Origin of the sequence: Gordonia sihwensis, assembly GCF_029632925.1 — a bacterium.
Classification (GTDB): domain Bacteria; phylum Actinomycetota; class Actinomycetes; order Mycobacteriales; family Mycobacteriaceae; genus Gordonia; species Gordonia sihwensis.
In genome coordinates, this window is the sequence record NZ_CP121248.1 from 1301722 (window position 1) to 1324922 (window position 23201).

The 23201-nt window shown below is 68.1% G+C and carries 28 protein-coding genes and 1 tRNA gene; 24 read left to right on the top strand and 5 right to left on the bottom strand.

The window, feature by feature from the left end; translation table 11 throughout:
- Positions 1-45: 45 nt before the first annotated feature.
- Both P5P27_RS06150 and P5P27_RS06155 read right to left on the bottom strand, forming a co-directional pair.
- Positions 46-450: a DUF4189 domain-containing protein gene (locus P5P27_RS06150; RefSeq protein WP_278126889.1), complete on the bottom strand. Its 405-nt coding sequence runs from the start codon at positions 448-450 to the stop codon at positions 46-48.
- 28 nt (positions 451-478) lie between these two features.
- Positions 479-1276, bottom strand: coding sequence for an SCO4651 family lipoprotein (locus P5P27_RS06155; protein ID WP_045536681.1), 798 nt, complete (start codon positions 1274-1276; stop codon positions 479-481).
- Positions 1277-1609: 333 nt separating this feature from the next.
- Here P5P27_RS06155 and P5P27_RS06160 point away from each other — a divergent pair, with 333 nt between their 5' ends.
- Both P5P27_RS06160 and acpS read left to right on the top strand, forming a co-directional pair.
- Positions 1610-10846: a type I polyketide synthase gene (locus tag P5P27_RS06160; protein ID WP_278126892.1), complete on the top strand. Its 9237-nt coding sequence runs from the start codon at positions 1610-1612 to the stop codon at positions 10844-10846.
- Positions 10843-11244, top strand: coding sequence for a holo-ACP synthase AcpS (gene acpS / locus P5P27_RS06165; protein ID WP_062367943.1), 402 nt, complete (start codon positions 10843-10845; stop codon positions 11242-11244). The genes P5P27_RS06160 and acpS overlap by 4 nt, the downstream gene beginning before the upstream one ends.
- On the opposite strand, the gene P5P27_RS06170 is transcribed toward acpS, so the two are convergent.
- Positions 11241-11891: a TetR/AcrR family transcriptional regulator gene (locus P5P27_RS06170; RefSeq protein ID WP_006896540.1), complete on the bottom strand. Its 651-nt coding sequence runs from the start codon at positions 11889-11891 to the stop codon at positions 11241-11243. The two genes, acpS and P5P27_RS06170, sit on opposite strands and share 4 nt — an antisense overlap.
- 19 nt (positions 11892-11910) lie before the next feature.
- Positions 11911-12384, bottom strand: a complete 474-nt coding sequence (gene bcp / locus P5P27_RS06175) for a thioredoxin-dependent thiol peroxidase (protein WP_045538928.1) — start codon at positions 12382-12384, stop codon at positions 11911-11913.
- Between the two features lie 112 nt (positions 12385-12496).
- Here bcp and P5P27_RS06180 point away from each other — a divergent pair, with 112 nt between their 5' ends.
- The 3 genes from P5P27_RS06180 to P5P27_RS20765 all read left to right on the top strand — a co-directional run bounded on the left by P5P27_RS06180 (position 12497) and on the right by P5P27_RS20765 (position 13517).
- Positions 12497-12718 (top strand): DUF3618 domain-containing protein, encoded by a 222-nt coding sequence (locus tag P5P27_RS06180; protein WP_278126895.1) that lies wholly within the window; start codon positions 12497-12499, stop codon positions 12716-12718.
- Between the two features lie 139 nt (positions 12719-12857).
- Positions 12858-12933: transfer RNA gene (locus tag P5P27_RS06185), tRNA-Lys, on the top strand.
- A 389-nt stretch (positions 12934-13322) separates the two neighbouring features.
- The gene (locus P5P27_RS20765) at positions 13323-13517 is read left to right on the top strand and encodes a MerR family DNA-binding transcriptional regulator (protein ID WP_082781347.1); all 195 of its coding nucleotides are present in this window, start codon (positions 13323-13325) and stop codon (positions 13515-13517) included.
- A 149-nt stretch (positions 13518-13666) separates the two neighbouring features.
- Here the strand turns inward: P5P27_RS20765 and P5P27_RS06190 are convergent, their stop codons facing one another.
- Complete coding sequence (locus tag P5P27_RS06190) at positions 13667-14068, bottom strand: hypothetical protein (protein WP_278126897.1); 402 nt, start codon at positions 14066-14068, stop codon at positions 13667-13669.
- Between the two features lie 316 nt (positions 14069-14384).
- Between P5P27_RS06190 and P5P27_RS06195 the strand changes: the two genes are divergently transcribed.
- From P5P27_RS06195 to P5P27_RS06285, 19 genes are all read left to right on the top strand, one after another.
- Positions 14385-14570 (top strand): hypothetical protein, encoded by a 186-nt coding sequence (locus P5P27_RS06195; RefSeq protein ID WP_278126898.1) that lies wholly within the window; start codon positions 14385-14387, stop codon positions 14568-14570.
- On the top strand, positions 14570-14911 hold the full coding sequence (locus P5P27_RS06200; protein WP_278126900.1) for a hypothetical protein: 342 nt from the start codon (positions 14570-14572) through the stop codon (positions 14909-14911). The genes P5P27_RS06195 and P5P27_RS06200 overlap by 1 nt, the downstream gene beginning before the upstream one ends.
- A complete protein-coding gene (locus P5P27_RS06205) occupies positions 14908-15210 on the top strand; it encodes a hypothetical protein (RefSeq protein WP_278126902.1) in 303 nt (100 codons plus the stop codon). Before P5P27_RS06200 ends, P5P27_RS06205 begins: the two co-directional genes overlap by 4 nt.
- A gap of 175 nt (positions 15211-15385) precedes the next feature.
- Positions 15386-15682, top strand: coding sequence for a hypothetical protein (locus P5P27_RS06210; RefSeq protein ID WP_062367937.1), 297 nt, complete (start codon positions 15386-15388; stop codon positions 15680-15682).
- 50 nt (positions 15683-15732) lie between these two features.
- Complete coding sequence (locus P5P27_RS06215) at positions 15733-16143, top strand: helix-turn-helix domain-containing protein (protein WP_062367936.1); 411 nt, start codon at positions 15733-15735, stop codon at positions 16141-16143.
- On the top strand, positions 16140-16961 hold the full coding sequence (locus P5P27_RS06220) for a hypothetical protein (RefSeq protein ID WP_278126905.1): 822 nt from the start codon (positions 16140-16142) through the stop codon (positions 16959-16961). Before P5P27_RS06215 ends, P5P27_RS06220 begins: the two co-directional genes overlap by 4 nt.
- A complete protein-coding gene (locus P5P27_RS06225) occupies positions 16961-17215 on the top strand; it encodes a hypothetical protein (protein ID WP_278126906.1) in 255 nt (84 codons plus the stop codon). The genes P5P27_RS06220 and P5P27_RS06225 overlap by 1 nt, the downstream gene beginning before the upstream one ends.
- On the top strand, positions 17212-18252 hold the full coding sequence (locus P5P27_RS06230) for a hypothetical protein (protein WP_278126908.1): 1041 nt from the start codon (positions 17212-17214) through the stop codon (positions 18250-18252). The genes P5P27_RS06225 and P5P27_RS06230 overlap by 4 nt, the downstream gene beginning before the upstream one ends.
- Before the next feature lie 34 nt (positions 18253-18286).
- On the top strand, positions 18287-18676 hold the full coding sequence (locus P5P27_RS06235; protein WP_278126910.1) for a hypothetical protein: 390 nt from the start codon (positions 18287-18289) through the stop codon (positions 18674-18676).
- A gap of 13 nt (positions 18677-18689) precedes the next feature.
- Entirely contained in the window at positions 18690-19136 is a 447-nt protein-coding gene (locus P5P27_RS06240; protein ID WP_062367932.1) for a hypothetical protein, read from the top strand.
- Positions 19133-19354, top strand: coding sequence for a hypothetical protein (locus P5P27_RS06245; RefSeq protein ID WP_062367931.1), 222 nt, complete (start codon positions 19133-19135; stop codon positions 19352-19354). Before P5P27_RS06240 ends, P5P27_RS06245 begins: the two co-directional genes overlap by 4 nt.
- 172 nt (positions 19355-19526) lie before the next feature.
- A complete protein-coding gene (locus tag P5P27_RS06250) occupies positions 19527-20180 on the top strand; it encodes a hypothetical protein (protein WP_062367930.1) in 654 nt (217 codons plus the stop codon).
- Positions 20177-20794, top strand: a complete 618-nt coding sequence (locus P5P27_RS06255) for a hypothetical protein (protein ID WP_062367929.1) — start codon at positions 20177-20179, stop codon at positions 20792-20794. Before P5P27_RS06250 ends, P5P27_RS06255 begins: the two co-directional genes overlap by 4 nt.
- Positions 20795-20862: 68 nt before the next feature.
- Positions 20863-21096 carry a hypothetical protein gene (locus P5P27_RS06260; protein WP_156479466.1) on the top strand — a complete coding sequence of 78 codons (234 nt, stop codon included), beginning with the start codon at positions 20863-20865 and terminating at the stop codon, positions 21094-21096.
- Positions 21093-21812 (top strand): hypothetical protein, encoded by a 720-nt coding sequence (locus P5P27_RS06265; protein WP_062367927.1) that lies wholly within the window; start codon positions 21093-21095, stop codon positions 21810-21812. Before P5P27_RS06260 ends, P5P27_RS06265 begins: the two co-directional genes overlap by 4 nt.
- On the top strand, positions 21809-21964 hold the full coding sequence (locus P5P27_RS06270) for a hypothetical protein (RefSeq protein ID WP_156479465.1): 156 nt from the start codon (positions 21809-21811) through the stop codon (positions 21962-21964). Before P5P27_RS06265 ends, P5P27_RS06270 begins: the two co-directional genes overlap by 4 nt.
- Positions 21965-21967: 3 nt before the next feature.
- Positions 21968-22453, top strand: a complete 486-nt coding sequence (locus P5P27_RS06275; protein ID WP_062367926.1) for a hypothetical protein — start codon at positions 21968-21970, stop codon at positions 22451-22453.
- Positions 22450-23019: a hypothetical protein gene (locus P5P27_RS06280; protein ID WP_278126914.1), complete on the top strand. Its 570-nt coding sequence runs from the start codon at positions 22450-22452 to the stop codon at positions 23017-23019. The genes P5P27_RS06275 and P5P27_RS06280 overlap by 4 nt, the downstream gene beginning before the upstream one ends.
- Complete coding sequence (locus P5P27_RS06285; protein ID WP_062367924.1) at positions 23016-23201, top strand: hypothetical protein; 186 nt, start codon at positions 23016-23018, stop codon at positions 23199-23201. Before P5P27_RS06280 ends, P5P27_RS06285 begins: the two co-directional genes overlap by 4 nt.

Genomic DNA, 23201 nt, shown 5'->3' on the forward strand with positions numbered 1-23201 from the left:
CCGGGACCTCCGATGAGGGTGTCCCGGCGCTCGCGCTTGCTTCGGCTACTGGTGTCCCGAGGTGCAGGCCCAGTCGTGGATGTATCCGCCGCCCGAGTAGTACAGGGCATTCGACTCCGCGGTGTAGAGGTCAGCGCCCCAGGCGTAACCCCAGTACGAACTGCTTCTGGAGATCGCGCCGCAGGCATTGCGCATCTGCACCACCACCTGGCAGTCGCTGTAGCCGCACCACGACAGGGCCGCGTTGGACGCGCTCGACCAGTCGGGATAGTCGATGGCGCGACCGGTGGCTCCCGTGCTGGGTGAGAGCGCGATGGCGCCGTAGTAGTTGGCCGCGTGGGCCGGGGCCGGCGTGATCGCGGCGGGAACGGTGAGCGCCGCACCGACACCGGCGGTCACGAGTGCCGCGGTGGCCAGGCGCTTGCGCAGGCTGATCGGACGAGTCTTCATGGTCTTCTCTTCTCTGGATCGGCGGCGATCAGCCGACCGGGCTGCGGGTCGGTTCACCGGACTTCGGTGCGTGAGACGGCTTGGCACTCGGCGACTTGACGTCGGCCGGCTTCGTGACGGTGACGGTCTTGCCCCAGTCGCTCAGGGTGACGGTCATCGAGGCACCCTTGGCGGGTTCGGAGGCGACGCGCACGACGTTGTTCTTGCCGTCCTTGGTGACCCAGACTGTCACCGGGATGTCGCCGTCGAGGCCCTTGGCCTGAGGTGAGGTTCCCGTCAGGCCCGCGAGATCCTTGGCCGGGAGGGTTCCGGTGATCTTGGTGGCCTCGACACCGTCGACGGTCTCGCTGCCCTCCTCCTTCGCTCCCTGAATGCTGCGCAGGACGTGCGGCACGCCCTCGTTGACGTCGAGGATCTTGGAGACGTCGTAGATCGACCGGCCGCTGCCGTAGTCGATGTACCCCTTGTCGTCGACGTCGGCGTACATGTGGTCGTCGACGTATACGAACGGCGCCTCGACGGACTTGCCGCCCATGTCGAGTGTCGCGGTGCCTTCGCCGACCATCTTCGGCTTGGTTCCGATGGACGCCTCGACCTCGGAGGCGTTGAGGCCCTGCAGCGAGCCCTCCACCTCGATGTCGACCTTCGCACCGGTCAGGGCGGCGGCGGTGTCGGCGGCCGCATCGAGTGAGGTGGTGGCGGCCGAGTCGGACGTGGTCGTCGAGTCGGTGTCGCCGCTGTCGCTGCTGGAGCATCCCGTCAGCGCGACGGCGGCGGTGACGACGGCTGCCGCCGAGGCAAGCGCGAATCGCTTCGAACGTTTCATGAAGTGGGATCCTCCTGATTTTCTCCCCGCAGCAGGCCCCTCCAGCGGATCTGGACGGCTGTCGCGAATTTCCCTGCAACGGAACTTACAGCGATGAGTGACCTGCGCGAAGAATGAGTCGATCATCGGGATGACACGCGGAGCCCGGACCCGAATGTGATAACGGTCACGAAAATTCCTTCGACGCTGGCCGAGGCGGTTACCCGCCGGTCTACCAGCGGGTATACCTGTCGGTCGCCAACAAACATGAGGGATGCCTCATGTTTCTGTGCGACGATTGGCCACGTTCCAGCGACGGGCCATGTCCGACGTGACGCATCGACAGGAGAGCTTGTGACCCTCGACCAGCACCGCACCGGCCAGCACACCGACAGAATCGATTCCGGAAGTCTGCTCGACCGTCTCGCCGCAGGCGAGAGCTATGCGATCTGCTTCGGAGGACAGGGCGGCGCGTGGCTGCCGACGCTCACCGAACTGGTGAACGACGCCGATCTCGGCGAGACGATCGCCGGAATCGCCGACGACGCGCGCGAGGTCCTCGAGCCGGTCGCCGACGAGCTCGCCGCCGCCGGCGCCGACCGCTTCGAGCCCCTCTCCTGGATCCGCGCGCACGACGAGGAACTGCCGGTTCCCAGTGAGACCGAACTGGCCGACGCGCTCGTCTCGCTGCCCGGGATCCTGCTCACCCAGCTCGCGGCCGTGTCGAACCTCGGCAAGCAGGGGCTGGACACCACGGTTCTTCCGCCGAGCGCCGTCATCGGCCACTCGCAGGGGATCCTCGCCACCGAGGCCGTGGCCGCCGACGGCCAGCTGCCGGCAGTCGCGGAGTCGGACCTGCTGGCGATCGCTCAGCTGATCGGCGCGGCGGCCACAGTCGTGTCCCGCCGGACGGGTCTGCTCGGCACCCACGAGGCCGCCCCCATGATCTCCGTCGCCGGCGTGAGCCCCGCGCAGATCGACGAACTGCTCGCCGAGTACGTCGCGGGACAGCCCGCCGACGCCACGGGGCTGCCGACCGTCGCGATCGTGAACTCCCGGCGCACCGTGGTGCTGACGGGCTCGCCGCGCCATCTCGCGGCGTTCAGTGCGCTCGCCGAGCTCCGCGCGGCCGCCGAGGCCGACGAACGCAAGCGCAAGGTCACCGGCGGCACGCCCTTCTCGCCGGTCATCGAGGACCTCAACGTCACCGTCCCCTTCCATCACCCTGATCTCGCACCGGCGGTGGAACTGGCCGTCGACTGGGCTCAGCGTTGCGGTCTGGACACCGAGCTGGTCCGCAGGCACGCCGCGGCCGTGCTCGTCGACCCGGTGAACTGGGTGGAGCTGGTGGGCGACACCGTCGACTCCGGCGCTCGCTGGGTGATCGACTTCGGACCCGCCGATCTCGCGTCGCGGCTGTCGGCGCCGAACCTGCGCGGGCAGGGCGTCGGCGTGATCGCCGCGGCCACCCGCGGCGGTCAGCGCAACCTCTTCGTCCCCGGCTCGGCTCCGGAGGTCTCGCGGCCGTGGTCGGTGTTCGCGCCGCGCCTGGTGAACCTGCCCGACGGTCGCACCGTGGTCGACACCGCGTTCACCCGTCTCACCGGCCGCTCGCCGATGCTGCTCGCGGGCATGACCCCGACCACCGTCGACCCCGCCATCGTGGCCGCGGCCGCCAACGCCGGCCACTGGGCCGAGCTCGCGGGCGGCGGTCAGGTGACCGAGGAGATCTTCGAGGGCAACCTCGCGCGGCTGCAGGAATTGCTCGAACCCGGCCGCCAGGTCCAGTTCAACTCGTTGTTCCTCGATCCGTACCTGTGGAAGCTGCAGCTGGGCGGCAACAAGCTGGTCCAGAAGGCACGTGCCAAGGGAGCGCCGTTCGACGGCGTGATCGTCACCGCGGGCATCCCCGAACTGGATGAGGCCGTCGACCTGGTCCACGAGTTCACCGAGGCCGGCCTGCACTACGTCGCGTTCAAGCCCGGCACCGTCGACCAGATCCGTCAGGTGGTCCGCATCGCCTTGCAGGTGCCGCACTTCCCGGTGATCGTCCAGGTGGAAGGCGGACGCGCCGGCGGTCACCACTCCTGGGAGGACCTCGACGACCTGCTGCTGGCGACCTACGCCGAACTGCGCGACCGTCCCAACATCGTGCTCTGCGTCGGCGGTGGCATCGGCACACCCGAGCGTGCCAGCGAGTACCTGACCGGCGCGTGGGCCACAGCGCACGGCTACCCGGCGATGCCGCTCGACGGCATCCTGGTCGGCACCGCGGCGATGGCGACCCTCGAGGCCACCACCGCACCCGAGGTGAAGCAGCTCCTCGTCGAGACCCAGGGCTGCGACACCTGGATCGGTGCCGGTCACGCGGAGGCGGGCATGGCCTCGGGCCGCAGCCAGCTGGGCGCCGACATCCACGAGATCGACAACTCCGCCTCGCGCACCGGCCGCCTGCTCGACGAGGTGGCCGGCGACGCCGACGCCGTCGCGGAACGCCGCGACGAGATCATCGAGGCCCTCGCCGCGACCGCGAAGCCGTACTTCGGCGACGTCGCGACGATGACGTACCACGAGTGGCTCGACCGCTACGCCGAACTCGCCGTGGGCAGCGCGCAGGCACCCCTCGAGTGGGCCGACATCACCTGGGAGCAGCGTTTCTCCGACATGCTGCGGCGCACCGAGGCGCGCATGAACGAGCTCGATTCGGGTGAGTTCGTCTCCGCCTTCGCCGGCGATGTCCCGAACCCGCACGAGGCGATCGCCGAGCTGGCCGAGCTGTACCCGGCCATCGAGTCCGACATCCTCCACCCGGCCGACGTCGCGTTCTTCCTCGAGCTGTGCCGTACGCCCGGCAAGCCCGTGAACTTCGTTCCGGTGATCGACAAGGACGTCCGTCGCTGGTACCGCAGCGACTCGCTGTGGCAGGCGCACGACGCCCGCTACTCGGCCGACCAGGTCTGCATCATCCCGGGCACCGTCGCCGTCGCGGGCATCACCCGCGTCGACGAGCCGGTCGGCGAACTGCTGAACCGCTTCGAGGCGCAGGTCACCGCCGACCTGCGGGCCGCCGGTGAGCAGGCACGGGTGGTCGCGGCCCGCCGTCACCGCGACATCGTCCCGGAGTCGGGACCGCTCAGCGTTCTCATCGAAGCGGAGGACGTGCTGTGGGCCGGCCGACAGGTCCGCAACCCGATCGCTCTGCTCGGCGACCGCGACGCCTGGAAGCTCTACGACGGCGAGTACGCCGAACACCCCAGCGGCGCGATGGTCGCCTTCGTCCCCGATGCCGAGACGGCCGACGACGAGATCCGGCTCGACCTGGTGGTCCCGGTGTCGGGCTCGATTCTGCGCATCCCGTTCACCGGCGACCTCCGGGCGACCGACGGCGGCAGCCCTCGGATCACCACGGCCGGCGCGGCGGACGCGATGACCGAACTCCTGACCGTCGCGGCCGGCGGCTCGCTGCTCGACTCGGTCGACGGCGTCGTCACGTCGACGGTCGCCTGGAAGGCCGACTCGGTCGCCGACCACAGCGGAGCGACCGCGTCGAGCCTGCCCGGCCCGCTGACCCCGACCACGCCGGTGGCCCCGAACGGTTTCGCCGTGCCCGACACCCTCGTCGTCGCCTGCTGGCCCAGCGTCTTCAGCGTCATCGGCGCCGCCCGGACCGACGCGGGCCATCCCGTGGTCGAGGGTCTGCTGGACTTGGTCCACCTCGACCACGCGGTCGAACTCACCGGTGAGATCCCCGCGGTCGACACCGAACTGACGGTGACCGCCCGCCTCATCGGCGTCTCCGACACCGGCGTCGGCCGAGTGGTCGAGGTGCATGTCGAGGTCGCCGCCGCCGACGACTCTCCGATCGCGGTGCTGCGTGAGCGCTTCGCCATCCGCGGCCGGATCGGTTCGGCCGCGCTGCCCGACCCGGTCCGCGCGGGCGGCGCTGCCGCCGGTGAGCAGCCGGGAACGCGGAAATTCCTCCGCTCGGCCTCGCTGACCGCACCGGCCCGCATGAACGGATTCGCCGTGGTCTCCGGCGACCGCAACCCCATCCACACCGACGCGCTGGCGGCCCGGCTGGCCGGCTTGGGCGATCCGATCGTCCACGGTATGTGGCTCTCGGCCGCGGCCCAGCAGGTGCTGGCGGCGGGCGACCGGGAGAACCCGGTTCCCGCTCCGCGCGCCATCCGTGGCTGGACCGCCCGCTACCTCGGCATGGTCCGGCTCGGCGACACCGTCGACATTCGCATCGACCGCGTCGGCATGGATGCCGGTCGGGAGACCGTCGAACTGACCGCCAAGGTCGACGGCGAACTGGTGATGGCGGCGACCGCGCTGCTGGACGCCCCGCGCACGGTGTACGCCTTCCCGGGCCAGGGCATTCAGCACAAGGGCATGGGCCTGGAGGCACGCTCGCGCTCGGCGGCCGCCCGCGAGGTCTGGGACCGCGCGGACAAGCACACCCGCGAGGCGCTCGGCTTCTCGATCCTCGCAGTGGTGCGCGACAACCCGACCACTCTGGTGGCGAAGGGCACCACGTACCACCACCCCGACGGCGTGCTCTTCCTGACGCAGTTCACCCAGGTCGCGATGGCGACGCTCGGTGTCGCGCAGATCGCCGAGCTCCGTGAAGCCGGGGCCTTCGTCGAGGGATCCATCACCTGCGGTCACTCGGTGGGCGAGTACAACGCGCTCGCCGCCTGCGCCGGCGTGCTTCCGCTCGAGGCGGTGCTCGAGGTGGTGTTCCAGCGCGGTTCCGCGATGCACCACCTGGTTCCGCGCGACGAGCAGGGCCGTTCCGACTACCGCATGGCCGCCATCCGGCCCAGCCAGTTCGGTCTCAAGGACGCCGACGTTGAGGAGTTCGTCGCGTCCGTCGGCCGCGAGGTGGACGAGTACCTCGAGGTGGTGAACCTCAACCTGCTCGGTTCGCAGTACGCGATCGCCGGTACCGTCCGCGGACTGGAGCGGCTGGAGGCGGAGATCGTCCGCCGCGTCGAGGAGTTCGGAGGCAAGCGCGCCTTCATCCTGGTGCCCGGCATCGACGTGCCGTTCCACTCGACGGTGCTCCGTGCCGGTGTGCCCGAGTTCCGCGGCAAGCTCGAGGAACTCCTGCCCGCCGACATCGATCCCGACATCCTCGTCGGCCGCTACATTCCGAACCTGGTGCCTCGGCTGTTCAACCTGAGCCGCGAGTTCGTCACCGAGATCGCCGGACTGGTGCCGTCCGATCCGCTCGACGCGGTGCTCGCCGAGTGGGACTCGTGGGCCGCACGGCCCTCCGAGCTGACGCGCGTCATCCTGATCGAGCTGTTGGCCTGGCAGTTCGCCAGCCCGGTCCGCTGGATCGAGACGCAGGATCTGCTGTTCACACCGGCTGCCGACGGCGGCCTGGGCATCGACCGGTTCGTCGAAGTGGGCGTCAAGAACGCCCCGACGCTCTCCGGCCTGGCCCGCAACACCCTGAAGCTGCCCGACTACGCGGCGGCCGCCGCCGAGGTGCTCAACGCCGAGTCCGACGCAGCGGTGCTGCGCGCGGAGGACTCCGCACCCGAGCCGGTCGAGGACGACGTGGTGCAGGAGGCGCCGGCGGAGACTGCTGCCGCCGCGGCTCCGGCACCGTCGGCTCCCGCTCCGGCTCCGGCGGCTGCCGCCGGGCCCCGACCGGACGACATCGCGTTCGGCCCGGCCGACGCGGTGCGCGCGGTGATCGCCCTGTGGACCAAGATGACGCCGGCGCAGATCGGCCCGGCCGACACCATCGAATCGCTGTGCGACGGCGTGTCGTCCCGGCGCAACCAGCTGCTGCTCGACATCGGCACCGAGCTCGGACTCGGAGCCATCGACGGTGCGGCCGAGGCCGACATGGGGGCGCTCGCGTCCACGGTCAGCACCCTGGCCCGCGGTTACAAGCCGCTCGGCGACGTGCTCACCGACGCCGTCGGCGACCAGATCCGCAAGATCGCCGGTCCCATCGGCAAGCGCGCCTCGTACATCACCGATCGCGTGACCAACGCCTGGCAGCTGGGGGAGGGCTGGGGTCGGCACACGCTGGTGGCCGTGGCCCTCGGCTCCCGCGAGGGCGTCAGCGTCCGGGGCGGCGACTTGGGCGATCTGCTCGACGGCGCGGTCGGCTCGGCCGCCGACTTCGACGCGCTGATCGACCGCGCGGTCCGCAGCGTCGGCCAGGCCCGCGGCATCGCCGTGGAACTGCCCGCCGCGGCATCGGCGTCCGGCGGGACGGTCGACGCGGCGGCGCTCGGCGAATTCACCGAGCAGATCACCGGCCCGAGCGGCGTCCTGGCACGCACTGCGCACACGATCCTCGATCAGCTGGGGCTGACCGATGTGGTCGACGCCTCGCAGGCCGAGACCGACCCCACCGCTGAGCTGGCCGACCTGGTCAGCAGCGAGCTCGGCTCCGACTGGCAGCGGACCGTCGCCCCGGCGTTCGACGCCGAGCGCGCGGTGCTGCTCGACGACCGCTGGGCCACCGCCCGCGAGGATCTCGCCCGCCTGTGGCTGGACTCCGAGGAGGACGTCCACGGACGTCATCACGAGCTGGCCGAGGCGATGACCGGTGCGGGCGACCAGGTCGCCGAGCACGCCACCTGGTGGCAGGGCAAGGCCCTGGCCCTCGGATACAGCGAGCACGCCGATGTGTACGGTGCCATCGCCCACGCGGCCCAGCTGCCCGAGCCCGGCCGGTTCGCCGACGACATCGCCGTCGTCACCGGTGCGTCGAAGGGATCGATCGCCGCGGCCGTGGTCGGCGAGCTGCTCGCCGGCGGCGCGACGGTGGTCGCGACCACCTCGCGCCTCAACAGCGACCGGATGGACTTCTACAAGGAGCTCTACCGCACCCACGCACGGCACGACGCCGCGCTGTGGGTGGTGCCGGCCAACCTCGCGTCGTACGGCGATGTGGACGGACTGATCGAGTGGCTCGGCTCCGAACAGACCGAGAACCTCGGTGCCAGCACTGCCGTCGTCAAGCCGGTGATGCGCCCGACGCTGCTGTTCCCGTTCGCCGCGCCGCGGGTGGCGGGCGATCTCACCGACGCCGGTTCGCGCGCCGAACTGGAGATGAAGGTGCTGCTGTGGTCGGTGGAACGGCTGATCGCCGGTCTGTCGGCCATCGGAGCCGACCACGACATCGACGCCCGCCTGCACGTGGTGCTGCCGGGATCGCCGAACCGCGGCATGTTCGGCGGGGACGGCGCCTACGGCGAGGCCAAGGCCGCGCTCGACGCGCTCGTCACCCGGTGGGGCGCCGAGGAGTCCTGGAACAAGCGGACCACCCTCGCGCACGCCCTCATCGGCTGGGTGCGCGGCACCGGACTGATGGGCCACAACGACGGACTCGTCGAGGCCGTCGAAGCCGCGGGCGTCAAGACCTGGAGCACGCCCGAGATGGCCGCGGCCCTCGTCGAACTGTGCTCGGAGCAGGCGCGTGAGAGCGCGGTCGCCGAGCCGCTGATCGCCGATCTGACGGCCGGGCTCGACCCGGAGAAGATCGATCTGCGGGCCCTGGCGGCTGCTGCCGCCGAGGCACAGACCGAGGACGGCCCTGAGGAGAACGGCGCTGCGAGCACCGCGGGCGTCACGGTGGCGGCGCTTCCCGCGCCGGCCCGCGCCGACGTCCCGATCGAGCACGCGTGGCCCGAACTCGATTCGCGCCCCGAGGATCTGGTGGTCATCGTCGGCGCAGGCGAGGTCGGCCCCTACGGCTCGGCACGCACCCGATTCGAGATGGAGGTGGACGAGAAGCTCTCGGCCGCAGGCGTCCTCGAACTCGCGTGGACCACGGGTCTGGTGACGTGGGAGGAGACCCCGAAGGCCGGCTGGTACGACGTCGAGTCCGGTGAGCCGGTCGCCGAGTCGGAGATCGCCGAGCGCTATCACGACGCCGTCGTCGAACGGTGCGGCATCCGCCGCTACGCCGACGAGGGGGCGATGGTCGACAACACCTCGCCGCTGCTGGAGTCGGTGTTCCTCGACCAGGATCTGACCTTCACCGTCCCGAACGAGGCCGCGGCCCGCGAGTTCGTCTCGGCCGACCCCGAACGCACCCGGATCGCACCCAACGCCGAGACCGGCGACTGGACGGTCACCCGCCTGGCGGGCACCGAGATCCGCGTCCCGCGCCGTGCGAGCCTGTCGCGCACCGTCGGCGGCCAGATCCCGACCGGTTTCGATCCGGTCCGCTGGGGCGTCTCTCCGGACATGGCCGAGTCGGTCGACCGCGTCGCCCTGTGGAACCTGGTCGCGACCGTCGACGCCTTCGTCACCGCCGGCTTCTCGCCGTCGGAACTGATGCGCTGGGTGCACCCGGGTCTGGTCGCCAACACTCAGGGCACGGGCATGGGCGGCATGACGTCGATGCGGTCGCTGTACGTCGACACCCTGCTCGGGGAGTCGAAGGCCAACGACATCCTGCAGGAGGCGTTGCCCAACGTGGTCGCCGCGCACGTCGTGCAGTCGTACATCGGCAGCTACGGCGCGATGATCCACCCGGTCGCCGCGTGCGCCACCGCCGCCGTCTCGGTGGAGGAGGGTGTCGACAAGATCCGCCTCGGGAAGGCACTCTTCTCGGTCGCCGGCGGATTCGACGACCTCGGCATCGAGGGCATCGTCGGATTCGGTGACATGTCGGCGACCGCCGACTCGGCCAAGATGACCGCCAAGGGCATCGACGACCGACGGTTCTCCCGAGCCAATGACCGCAGGCGCGGCGGCTTCGTCGAGTCGGCCGGCGGCGGCACGGTGCTGCTGGCGCGCGGCGATGTGGCAGCTCAGCTGGGACTGCCGGTCCTCGGCGTGGTGGCCTGGGCGCAGAGCTTCGGCGACGGCGTCCACACGTCCATCCCGGCGCCGGGACTGGGGGCGCTGGGCGCGGCCCGCGGCGAGAAGGCCTCGCCGTTGGCGTCCGCGCTGTCAGCCCTGGGGGTGAGCCCGGACGACGTGGCCGTGGTGTCCAAGCACGACACCTCCACCCGTGCCAACGATCCGAACGAGTCCGAACTCCATGAGCGTCTGGCCGAGGCGATCGGCCGCAACTCCGGTGCGCCGCTGTTCGTCGTCTCGCAGAAGTCGCTGACCGGTCACGCGAAGGGCGGTGCGGCCGCCTTCCAGCTGATCGGCCTGTGCCAGGTGCTCCGCGACGGCGTCATCCCCCCGAACCGCAGCCTGGACTGCGTCGACGAGAAGATGCGCGAGTACCCGCACCTGGTGTGGCCGCGCGAGACCCTCCGCATGGGCGGACGCTTCCCGCTCAAGGCCGGACTGCTGACCTCGCTGGGCTTCGGTCACGTCTCGGGCCTCATCGCGGTGGTGCATCCGGAGGCGTTCGTCGCCACTCTCGACGAGTCCGAGCGGGCGACGTACCGCGAGCAGAGCGCCCGGCGTCTGCGCGACGGCCGTCAGCGTCTGCTGCAGGCGATGTGCGGCGGCGATGCGATGTACCAGCGTCCCGCCGACCGCCGCCTCGGCGACGGTGACGAGCACGAGACCGAAGCCGGGCTCCTGCTCGATCCGGAGGTCCGCCTCGGTGACGAGGGCGCTTACGCCGTGGACGGTCTCGCCCGGTGAGCATCGTCGGGGTCGGCATCGACATGGTGTCGGTGCCGGAGTTCGCCGAGCAACTCCGCACTCCGGGCTCCTCGTTCGGCGCTCACTTCAGCGTGGGGGAGCGGCGGGATGCGGCCGAGCGCACCGGCGACGAGGCGCGTCACCTCGCGGCCCGCTGGGCTGCGAGGGAGGCGGTCGTGAAGGCGTGGTCGTCGAGCCGGTTCGGCTTGGCGCCGCTCCTTCCGGAGTCCGCGGTCAACGACGTCGAGGTGCAGTCGGACGCTCACGGACGCCCGCGGATCCGGCTGCACGGCGACATCGCCCAGGCACTCGCGGGACTGTCGATCCACGTATCGCTCACCCACGACGGCGACATGGCCGCCGCCGTGGCGATCCTCGAGGATCGGGGCGAGAGCTAGCTCCGGCCGGAGACCTCTTCGAGCATGAGATAGCCGCCGAGCATCCGCTTGAGTTCGTACACGGTCATCTCATGATCGTGACCGTCCTGGACCGAGAAGCTCAGCAGCGAGTACGCGGTGTGGACCAGCACCTGGGCCATCATCGCCCGACGGTCGCGCTGATCCGGCGTCAACGGCGCCAGGATCCGCGCGACCTGGTCGGCGAGGATCCCTTCGTTGATCGAGGCCGTCGCGCGCGTCGCGGGGGTCGACTGCACGGCCAGCCACACCGCGCGGCGCGAGGGATCGGTGCGCCACAGTTCGGCGAGGTGGTCGAGGAACTTCTCCAGCAGCTCCGGCCACTTGAGTGACGGGATCTCCGAGGCGAACGAGGTGAGTTCGTCGCGCACCGCACTCGAATCGTTGCGGTCCAGTTCGCAGACCACCACGTACTTGTTCGCGAAATACTGGTAGATGGTGCCGATCGGCAGTTCGGCGCGTGCGGCGATCTGCTCGCATGTCAGCGATTCGAAGCCGACGTCGATGAGCACCTCGCGGGCCGCGGTGAGGATCGACTCGAAAGTGCGCCTGCTCCGTTCCTGGGTGGGCCGCTTGCGGGGGACGAGCGGTTCCGGGGAACTGATGTCGGACGTCGAATGCTCGGACATGAAGTGATGCCGGGGTCGATCAGATCGACAGGTCGCGGCGCAGCTTCGCGACATGGCCGGTCGCGCGCACGTTGTACTGCGCGGCACCGATGGTTCCGTCCTCGTTCACCAGGAAGGTGGAGCGGATGACACCGTTGACGATCTTCCCGTACAGCTTCTTCTCACCGAAGGCGCCCCACGCGGCGAGGACCTCCTTCTCCGGGTCCGACAGCAGCGGGAACGTGAGCTGATCCCGCTCGACGAACTCGGCCAGCTTCTCCGGCTTGTCGGGCGAGACACCGATGACGTCGATGCCCTCGTCGTTCAGTTCGGCCAGGTTGTCGCGGAAGTCGCAGGCCTGTTTGGTGCATCCGGGCGTCATCGCGGCCGGGTAGAAGTACACGATCACCTTGCGGCCGGCGTAGTCCGAGAGCGAGACCGGCTTGCCCGTCGAGTCGGGAAGAGTGAACGCAGGGGCCTTGTCTCCGACCGAAAGTCGTCCATTGGCAGACATACGGCCAGGCTATCGGATTCGGATCGACGTCTGACTCTGTAGGCTCAGAACCGTTGTGTACTCGCGCAGCGTACAGCCGTCTATACGTCCCGACAGATCACGGAGGATCGCAGTGGCCGACGAAACCGCACGCATCGAGCAGGAGATCACGAAGGCCCGCGAGGAACTCGCCGGCACGCTCGACCAGCTCGTGGAGCGAGCTAATCCGCAGCGGCTGGCCGACGAAGCCAAGACCAAGGCCGTCGCCATCGTGAGCCGTCCGCCGGTCAAGTACGGACTCATCGCCGTCGGAGCGCTCGTCGCGGTCGTGGTGGTGCGCAAGATCCTCCGCTGAGCCGCGCGTGCTGCAACCGCGGAAGATGACGCGAAACTGCATCTGACCAGCCGATTTTTAATCTCGGCAACCATGGTGTTAATGTTTTCTCCGCAAGGCCGCAGCGGCGCAGACCGCCACGGCGATGCAGCAAGGCCAAGCGCCATTAGCTCAATTGGCAGAGCAGCTGACTCTTAATCAGCGGGTTCGGGGTTCGAGTCCCTGATGGCGCACCACGGAGCCCCCGTCTGGACCATTCGGTCCGGCGGGGGTTTCTTGTACTCCAAGCACCCATCCCGCAGGGATGCGCGTCAGCATCTCGATTCGGCGGGCGATCGCGACAATGTCGCGGGGCTTCGCACGGTCAGTTTCCCATGCTGCGATTGACCCTGACTTAACTCCGATCGCTTCCGCGAACGCACGCTGGTCCAGGCCTGAGATCGACCGTGCCTTGCGCACCTTGTCTCCGAACGTCCACTCCGGGTAGACGTATGCATCGCCCGCGTCAACAGTCATGCCCAAACTATGGCATACATGCGCAAACTTGCGCAAGCACCGAAGTATGACGATGGATTGCCCGAAGGGGCCTTGACGCTCTAGAAACAAGCATGCTTAACTCTGCCGTATGCAAAGTGAGCATGCTGAAGAAGAAACAGACTGGCTGAGTGTAGGTCAGGCAGCCGCATTTCTCGGCGTCTCCTCGGACACTATTCGCCGCTGGGAGGGCGCAGGGAAGCTCACTGCGTTCAGGACGCCGACAGGGCACCGACGGTTTGATCGGTCCAAACTCGCGGAGATCCGGTCCGGCGGTGAGGCATGAGTCCGCAGGGGCGCGTGCGCCGTACCTCGCGAGGCGTTCCTGTAGAGACCGCCCGAACGGCGACGGTACTTCTTGGCGCGCAGCGCGTCCGACTTGCGGCCGACTGTCGCCGAGTGCAGATGACACTCGACGACGGCCGCACCGTTTGGCTACATCCGCCGCGATTCGATGACGAACGTGCCGATGTCGCCGGTTTCGGGGCCCCTGGGTCCACCCTGGCTCTCCCACGTCAGCGTGAGCTGCTGTGGGTCGTGCTGATCAGGACGAGCGAAGTGCTGCAGCAAATGGCAGGGGCTGCCGCTGACGCCGCTCGCGCCGCCGCCGGACCTGAGCGGATACTCCACCCCGCGTTCGTCGCGAACTCGGAACTGAACGAACTCAGGGGAATCAAAGGAGCGGCCAACGGCTTCGATGGCATGCAGGGTGACCTCTGCGGGCAGAACGGTGATGCTCACGAGCAGGTGGCGACTTCTACCGACTACAAACTCGAAGCGGTCAGGAACGGCGAGCGCCCTGATTTCGACGAGTTCCGGCATCTGAAGTTCATCCATCTCAATTCTCCTTGCGTTGCGCGGGTTGCAGCCCGCTTGCTCGCCGTCGCGATCCTTGCCGCGGCGGTCTGCTTGCAGCGTAAGGCGCGGCGCCGACGGCAATCACCCGCCGTCGGTGCCGCCTCCCAGTCCGGAGGTCGGCGATGACCTTCAGCCTCCTCGCCGTCGCGTTCCTGGCGCTGACTGCCGTCATCGGCATCTGTATCGCACTCACCCCGCCGCCACCACGCCCCTGAGCCCCCTGGCCCCGCCGGGGAAGCGGGGCCAGGGCCTTCCTCCATCCCATCCACTACCTCCCGAGAGGACTTCACCCGCAATGAGCGATGATCTGACCTTCTTCCTCCTCCTGGCCGCCGCATCAGTCCTGGCCGGTATTGCGTACGCGCTGACGATGTGGCTGCTGCGCGCGATCGCCGACGACCGGCGCGATGACGGGCCGGCCGACTGGCATCCGATGCTCGTTCACGACGGCGACCTCCGCGAGTCCAAGGAGGTGTTCTGATGGATTGGGCGCTACTGGGGCTCGCGACCGTGATCAATCTCTGCTCGTTCGGGCTGCTCGCGTACTCGCGCCGGATCCGCCGCGAGACGCGATCGATGGAATCGGACGCCGTCAAGGAGCGCCTCGTTCAGGAACTGAAGGCGATGCTGCCGTCGGAGCTGCGGAAGATGGCCGCCGACGCGCCGTACGCCGGAGCCATCATCACCGTCGGCCCCGATCCCGACGGCGCCCCGGGGTCGGTCAACTCGCATGTCCTCTGCGATCCGTCGGTCATGGAGCCGCACGAGCTCGCCGAGGCGCTGCGGGACATCTCGCTCAAGCTCGATGGGCAGTTGTCATGAGCAGCGCTGACCGCTACGGCGAAATCGCCGACAACATCCGCGTCGCAACGTCGACCGACTATCGCAACCGCGACGAGCGCGAAGGCCGGCTGCTGCGCGCACTGCGGGCGCACGTCTCCAACGACGGCGTCGACGTTCAGCTCGCCTACTACGACGCCGGTGCCGACAGCTGCGCCATCCGAGTCACCAAACTCGGCGCCGAACCGGGTAGCGACCGCATCTTCCTCGAGGAGAGCGATGACCCGGTCGAGATGCTGGACCGGGCGCTCGACCGGATCTCACGCGAGGACTGGTCATGACTCTCGGCAACGTGGACGAGCCCGTCGTTCGCACCTGCCCCGTCTGCTGGCGGCTGATCTATGTTCGCAAGACCGTCTACACACACCTCGACACCGCGGGTCGACGCTGCCCGATGTCGAACCGGCGCCCGGTCGAGGGTGTGCCTGTGGGCCGCCGTGCTGAGGCGGTATTCGGATGAGCGACTTCCACCGGGTCTTCGTACCGTCGCCGAAGCAGATCACACGGTGCCGCGGCTGCCGTCGTCCGATCTTCTTCGCGATCACACCGGACGATCGGCGGATTCCGATCGACGAGAAGCCCACCAGCGACGGGAACCTCTACCTCGCAGGCGTCAGCAGTCCGACCGCGATCGTCGTCCGTCCAGGTCAGGCGGCGGGTATGCGCGAGGCGGGGATTCCGACCTACCGCGCTCATTTCGCGACGTGTCCCAACGCCGACGACTTCCGCAAGAAGGCGAGGGCACGCCGATGAGTAAAGAGCCGATCAGAGTGGGTGAAAACGGGTTTCGAACGGCCAGAATTATGACCGAGGTGCGCAAGCAGAGGCGCGTCACCTTGCGTCAACTGGCTCTGAAGTTGGAAGCGGCCGGTCACCCAATCCACTATTCCTCGCTGAGTCAGATGGCAACCGGTAGGCGCCGAATCGACGTCGACGACCTGGTCGCACTCGCTGATGTCCTCGACGTCGCGCCATCGGATCTCCTCGAGAGTTCCGACTCGGTCACCACCTGCGTAGCCGACGTGACGACCGTCCGCTACCGCGACTTCTCCCCCAGGCTGCAGGACCCCGCGCCGAAACAGATCGAGGGCGAGGTCCTGCTCGACGACCCGATCTATCTGCGCGTCGAGACGGCCGACGACACCTACCTGATTCCACACGTGAACGTCATCTCGATCCGCACCCACCACGAACCCGAAGAGAGCGAGCAGTGAGCAGATTCCAGGCCCCGATGAAGCGACGGAACACCGGCAAGGGGCACTACTACGTCGATGCAAACGGTGACCGGATACCGGGCGTCACGACGATCCTCGGCGACGGTCTGCCGAAGAAGGCGCTGATCAACTGGGCCGCCAACGCCACCGCCGAGTACGCGATCGACCACTGGGACGAGCTAGGCGACATGAAGGCCTCCGAGCGACTCAAGAAGATGCAGGGCGGCCGCTACGGCATCACCGACAAGGCCAAGAAGCGCGGCACCGAGGTCCACGGCTACGCCGATCGTCTGATCCAGGGGGAGAAGGTCGAGGGGGTGCCTGACCTGCTGAGGGGTCACGTTGAGGCCTACGCGCGATTCCTGGACCAGTTCGACGTCCAGCCCGTCGTCGTCGAGGCCTCGGTCGTCAACTACACGGTCGGCTACGCCGGAACGCTGGACATGATCGCCGACATTCTCGACCCGAGGACCCGCGAACACGTTCGGATCCTCGCCGACATCAAGACCAACGAGAAGGGCATCTACGGCGAGACTGCCCTACAGCTCGCCGCCTACCGGTATGCCGAGTTCCTGTCCGAGGGCGACGGCGGCGAAGAGAGGCCGATGATCGAGGTCTCGCATTGCGCCGCCATCCACGTCACCAGTGACTCGGCCGAGCTGATCCCGGTGACGGCCGAGCGGCAGCAGTTTCTCGACTTCCGCTACGCCCGAGAGATCCGCCGCTTCGACGCCGAGTCCCGCGACCTCGTCGGCGCCCCGATGGACCCGCCCCGCGAGACGACGATCGCGTCGATCGAGTGGAAGGAGGCGAAGTGATGGCAGATCAGCCCGCCACTGCCAGCAATACCCAGTCCAACGACATGAAGGCCCTCGATCCCGAACAGCGCGCCCGGGTCGCCGCTCTACGCGCCGCCAACGGCGTCCTCGCCGCCACCGGATTCGCACGCCGCGAAGCCGTCGACCCCATCGACCTCGTATCCGTCGCTCAGTACATCGTCACCGGCGACGACCCGTGGCCCTCGACGGCCGACGTAACCGCCACCCGTATCACCGAAGGAGACCACCAGTGAGCAATGAGATCGCCCAGTACGGCGGAAACGCGCCGAGCCCCTTCCAGCCCAATCAGACAGTCGTTCGCGCGTCGCAGCAGCCGGATCAGATGGCACGCCTGCGCGAGTGGGCCGAGCTGTACATCCAGATCGGCGAAGCCGCCAAGTACCTCGCCGCAACCGACTTCGTCCCGGCGGGCCTGCAGGGCAAGCCCGAAGCCGTCGCCGCTGCGATGATGAAGGGCTCCGAGTTAGGCATCGATCCACTGGATGCGCTGCAGAACATCCACGTCGTCAAGGGCAAGGTCGGTTTCGCCGCCGAATTCATGCGGCGACGGATCATCGAGGCCGGCCACGAGATCCGGATCAAGGAATCGACCGATACCCGCTGTGTCATCGAGGGGCGTCGCAAGGACTCCGAGGAGTGGCAGCGCGTCACGTTCACCGCGGACAACGCCAAGACCGCGGGCATCGACATCAAGGCCTATCCCGCAGACAAGCTCGTCGCTCGCGCGAGCTCGCGCCTGTGCCGCCGCGTGTTCCCCGACGTCCTCGGCGGATCGCTGATCATCGAGGACGTCATCGACGGCGAGATCGTCGCCGACCCGACCTCGACGGAGGATGGCGTGCAGCGCGCCGTCGAGTCCGCTCCGATCCAGCGCAAGACGAGCCCCCGCAAGGCCGCGGCGAAGAAGACTGCCGCCGCGCCGAAGAAGGCGACGGCTGCGCCGGTCAACGATCCCGGCGACCAGCCGCCGCTCCCGGGTGACGACCCGGAGCCCGCAACGACTGCCGCAAGTTCGGCAACGGAATCGGTAACCGAGGTGGGGCAGAACTCGCAGGGCGAGGAGGCGATCACCAAGCCGCAGCTGGCGAAGCTGCACGCGATGATGACGAAGTTCGACCTCGGCGACCGCGCCGCAGGCCTGACGTGGCTGTCGGAGAACCTGAAGCGGGAGATCACCACCAGCAAGGACATCTCGAAGGCCGAGGCGCACTCACTCATCGAGCAGTTCGAGCGATGGGAAGCCGAGGACGCGGCGAAGGGGCAGCAGTAATGGCCGCCCGGCAGCCCAAGGATCGGGGCCTCTGATGGGCTACCGCACCCCGCCGTGGCGTCCGGGCCGCGAACTCGTCGGTCCGGTCGTCTACTTCCGCAACCAGTACGCGGTCCCGGTCGATCGCACGCCACCCCGCGACACCGTCGACGGCGACCGCTGGGCGCAGTGCACCGACCACCACCTCGCGTGCGACTGCCGCGAGGCCGAGCTCGGCGAGCAGCTGCGCGAGCTGCGCTCGGAGCTGGACCTGATCAAGCACAGGCTGACGGCCGCGACCGAGGGGCATCCGACGTTCGTCGAGGAGCGATACGGCAGCCAGCGTCGCCGCGACCTCGAATGCCAGTGCACGGGCTGCTCCGTCACACGAGCCCTCGCACACACCGCGGCAGTCCGCCTCTACGACAACACGATCCAGATCTGAAAGGCCTCTCACGATGACGAAGTACGACGGCAACGACGTCCCGATCGAATACCACCAGCCGCCCGACGACATCCCGAAGGCCAACGCGCCGATCTTCGAGGAGGAGCCGTCGACCGCGAAGGTGAAGATCATCGGCGGCATGAGCGAGCACGCGTTGCAGAACCCGCCGCGGATCGGCGAGAAGCGCATCTACTGGGTTGAGGCGTTCTGCAAGAAGCACGAACTCGATCACGTTGACGGTGAGACGCGCCTGGTGTGCGTGATGGAGCACTCCTCGATCTACGAGAAGGGCAAGGTCCCGATCGTCGACGAGAAGAAGGGCGAGCCAGGTCTGTTCGACGACCACGACGAGATGGAGACCGTCGACAACTCCGTCACCACTCCGGCCGCTGACGAGGAGGACGAACGGGGCGCTGAACTGTCGGCCGTGCCGCCACTCGAGTTCTCGGAGGAATCATGACCGCCACCGAGGAACGGGCCGAGGCCCGCCTGAAGGTACTGCTGACGGTGAACACCGCTCTCGCAGCGATTGCGACTGCCGGGTTCTACTCACTCTTGGTTCTCGCTCACGGACATTCGCTGTTCATGTTGTGGGTCTACATCCTCGTGCTCGTGGCGCTCTCGTGCGCACGAATCGCCTTCGTCCGGGCGCATCTGCCGAAGCGAGAGGCCCACTGATGAGCATCTCGAATACGGCTACCTGCCAGTGCCCGAAGCGCCCGCGGTTCGCGATTCTGCGACCACGTGATTGGCAGTGCCCGACGTGCGGCCAGTCGTGGTTCTCGGTGTGGCACTGGAACGGGCGCACCTGGGGCTGGGAATGGCTCCCGGCAGGAAAGGCGGGGCAGGCATGAGCGAGCACACTTCACACGACGCCGAGTTCTGGGCGGCCCGGCCGCGATCGATCGACACCTACACGGTCAGGGAGTGCGTTGAGACAGAGCGCGGCGACTACCAGATATCGACGACGAACGGCATCGGCTTCATCCGGTCGAAGGCAGACGTCGGCGCACCTCTTGCGCCCGGTGCCGAGTTCGATCTCGAGACGGTGAACATCTCGATCATCACCGGCTTCCGAGTCGATGGTCGGTGGCGATTCCGGCTCACGAACCAGGACTTGGCTCGTGAGGCCCGTGAGCGCACCGAAGCGTTCCGGCGGAAGCAGGTCGAGCAGCTCGAGGCGAACAAGGCGAAGTGGTGGGCGGTTGAGCAGTCCTTACCGGGATGGATTCGCGCGCGCATCAATCGGTTCCGCGAGGCTGCCGGCGAGAAGTTCCTCCTCGAGGGGTGGGGGTACGAACTCGCGATCGCCCAGCTCGCCGTGGCCTATGCCGCCGACGATCACGCCGAGGTCGACCGCCTCGCCCGTGAGCTCGGCACGTCCGGCAATCAGCACGACTTCGCGAAGTCGCTCGCCGCGGCGCACGAGGCCGGGGACGACGAGGCCATCGCGCAGTCGGTTGCCGGGCTGGCTCCGATTACCGGATCGGCGGACTACTCATGACCACCACCGAAGACCTGTACCAGCAGGCGATTGACAAGTACCGGGAAATCCGCGACGAGCATTACGAATGGAGGCCATTAACCGACCCGAGGCACCTGGACGCCGGGGTCCGCGCTGTTGTTGACCTCGTACTACTCGCCACCCGTGACGAGCCGACCGCTGATGGCGAGGCCCTGGCGCAACTGGTCCGCGACGTCCGAGATGGACGGTCACATGTGACGATCGACGGCGTGCTGATCGCGCCGTGTGATGATCGCGGGCTGGTGGAGGCTCGCCACGCGCAGGAGCCGCAGCCGTGGGAGGTGCTGCGGCAGGCCGCGCAGGTCGGCTATGACTTTGTAGGTCCGAGGCCCTGGCACGAGGCCGCGACCAGTCTCGCTGACCGACTCGAAGCCGAGCACCGTGCTGAGCAGGAGAAGAAGGCTGCTGCGGAGGCTGAGCGGGAGAAGCTAATCAAGGAGGCCGCTCGCACTATGGCGGCTGAGCACAACCCTGACACCGAGTGGGATGTTCTTACTGAGCGCACGAAGGAATCGTTTATCGCCTCTGCTCGCGCCCTCTGGGACGCCAATTTCCTGTCTGCGCCGGAGTCGGACGGCGGTGCAGCAGCATGATTACGCTCGACGTGCATCTCATTCAGCATGAACGGGATGCAGACGGCGACTGTGTTTGCGGTGCGACCATGTTCAGCACGGAGGAACATGCCGAGCATGTAGCCGACACCTGGCGTGAGGCTCGCACGGTACAGACCGTTGAAGAACTCGATGCGCTACCGGTCGGGACGATCCTTCGGTGCGGGTATGGGCGCGTGTGGGAGAAGCTCGCCGGTCATCGGCGATTCTCCGGCATGGAGGTCGGCAAGGACCTCGGCGTGCCCGCTCTCGTCGTGTGGACGCCCGAGGACGGTGCGGCATGAGCGGGCAGAACGCGCGGGACGTGATCGCCGAAGCGCTGTACGTGCGCGCCAATCACCCAGTGCCCGAAAACGAGGCGAGGACGGCTTGGCGAGACTACGCCCCAGACAACCTGACCCGGCTCCGGTACCTCCACATGGCGGACGCGGCACTCGACGGACTCACCGCCGCAGACTTCACAGTCGTGGAGCTGCCCGAGCCGAGTCGCACGTACGGCAACCGAGAGGCGAAGTGGACCGACCGGAGTTCGTTCTCGGAGCCGGGATACCTCAAGTGGTCAGTCGGCGTCACGGAAGGCGGTATCCCGTTCGCGTCCGCCCGATCCTTCGCCGACGCGATCAATGTCGCTGACGCGCTCGCGCGAACTGGGACGGTGCACCTGCGCAAGAAGAAGCCTCAAGCAGCCGAGGGGATGATGACCGTCACCCGCACCGAGGAGGGCGTCGAGCCGCCGCTGAACCCCGACTGGTCGCCGCTGGCAAAGCTCCGATGGAAGGCGGCCCTGGTCGCCCTGGACACCGGGCTGAGCGTTCGCGTGCACCACGCGAACGTCACGAATGGTGGTGCCCCGATTCCGGGGTTGTACGGCTTTCTGGTCGGGCAGACCATCTCCGTGTCTGCGTTCAGGTTCGAGGACGCGTGGGCTTTTCTGAACGGCGTCAGTGCCGGGGCACGAGCAGCGAGGCGCCGCGCAGCCGCGCAGCGAGGCCGGCCATGAGACACACGTTCACCTGCCGTCACTGTGGCAAGCCGATCACCGCCCGCATGGGAGTCGGCCGGACGACCGTTTGGGTCCACATCCCGGCTCGCGGCGGCGCGTACTACCAGCGCTGCGAGGGCACCACCACCGCCGAGCCGAAGGAGGGCTGATCAATGGATCTTAAGCACTACCCCGCTGGCGACGGGCCGTTCACCTTCGACCGGTCACGGACGTACGACCCGACGCGACGCTACGACAAGCCGGACGGGCTCTGGGTCTCAGTCAAGGGCGACGACGACTGGCAGCAGTGGACTCAGCGCGAAGAGTTCTCCGTCGACTCGACGGTCGACGAGAACGAGCACACCGTCACCCTCGCCGACACTGCCCAGCTGCTGACCGTCGGAACGGTCGCCCACATCGACGCATTCACGGCTGAGTACGGGCTCCCGGGCCTCGCGTACGACATCCCTGACGGGTGGCGCATCGACTGGCCACGCCTGGCCCGCGAGTACGACGGCATCATCATCGCGCCCTACCAGTGGCGGCGGCGCAACAACCTGTCCACTTTCTGGTACGCGGGCTGGGACTGCGCATCGGGCTGCATCTGGAACCTCGACGCGATCGCTGCCGTCGTCACGCCTGAGCAGGTGGCAGCATGAAGCCGCTCACCGCCGACGAGGCCGCCGCGATCTGGTGGGGAATCAGCGGCCAAGCGCTCGCTGCTCTGGTTGCAGCGCCTGACTCAACGATCGAGCAGATCAAGAACACTCATGTCAGCGGCGGCGATATCTTCGGCGGCTACCAGGTCACCAGGACGCATCTCGTCTACACGTGGCACTCGGTCGTCACCCACCGAACATCAGGAGACAACTGCACTGCCCGATGCACCACCGGCGTGAACAGCAGGTGGCCGCGCCTGGCGATCTGCAACCCCGACGACAAGCAGACCGGTCACCACGACCACTGGGAGCGCGTCGGCACCCACCGCACCGCGTCGATCAGCTTCACCCGACTCACCGCATGGGCCAGCGGCCTTCCCGACGACGTCGTCGCGCCGATCAAGGCGACGACGCACGAGCAACGGGTGCAGATATGCGTCGGAGACGACCACTGGCTGCGCGTCAGGCTCCTCGGGCCGCCGGAGTATCCGGTCTCGCCGATCGTGCGCCGCAACGATGCGGCCGCCGTCGGTGACCAGTACGTGCTCTTCGGGGGTGCGGCATGACCGAGTCGGTACGCGCCAAGGCCCGCCGCCAGATCCGCGTCGGTGAGCTCGCCGCAGCGGGGCTGCCTGCCGCCGCGATCGCGGCCACCATGCATGTGCCGTTCGAGGTCGTCATGAAGGACCTCGTCGACATGGAAATCATCGCCGGACCGCCGACTGGCCGGCCACGGAAGGAGGGATAG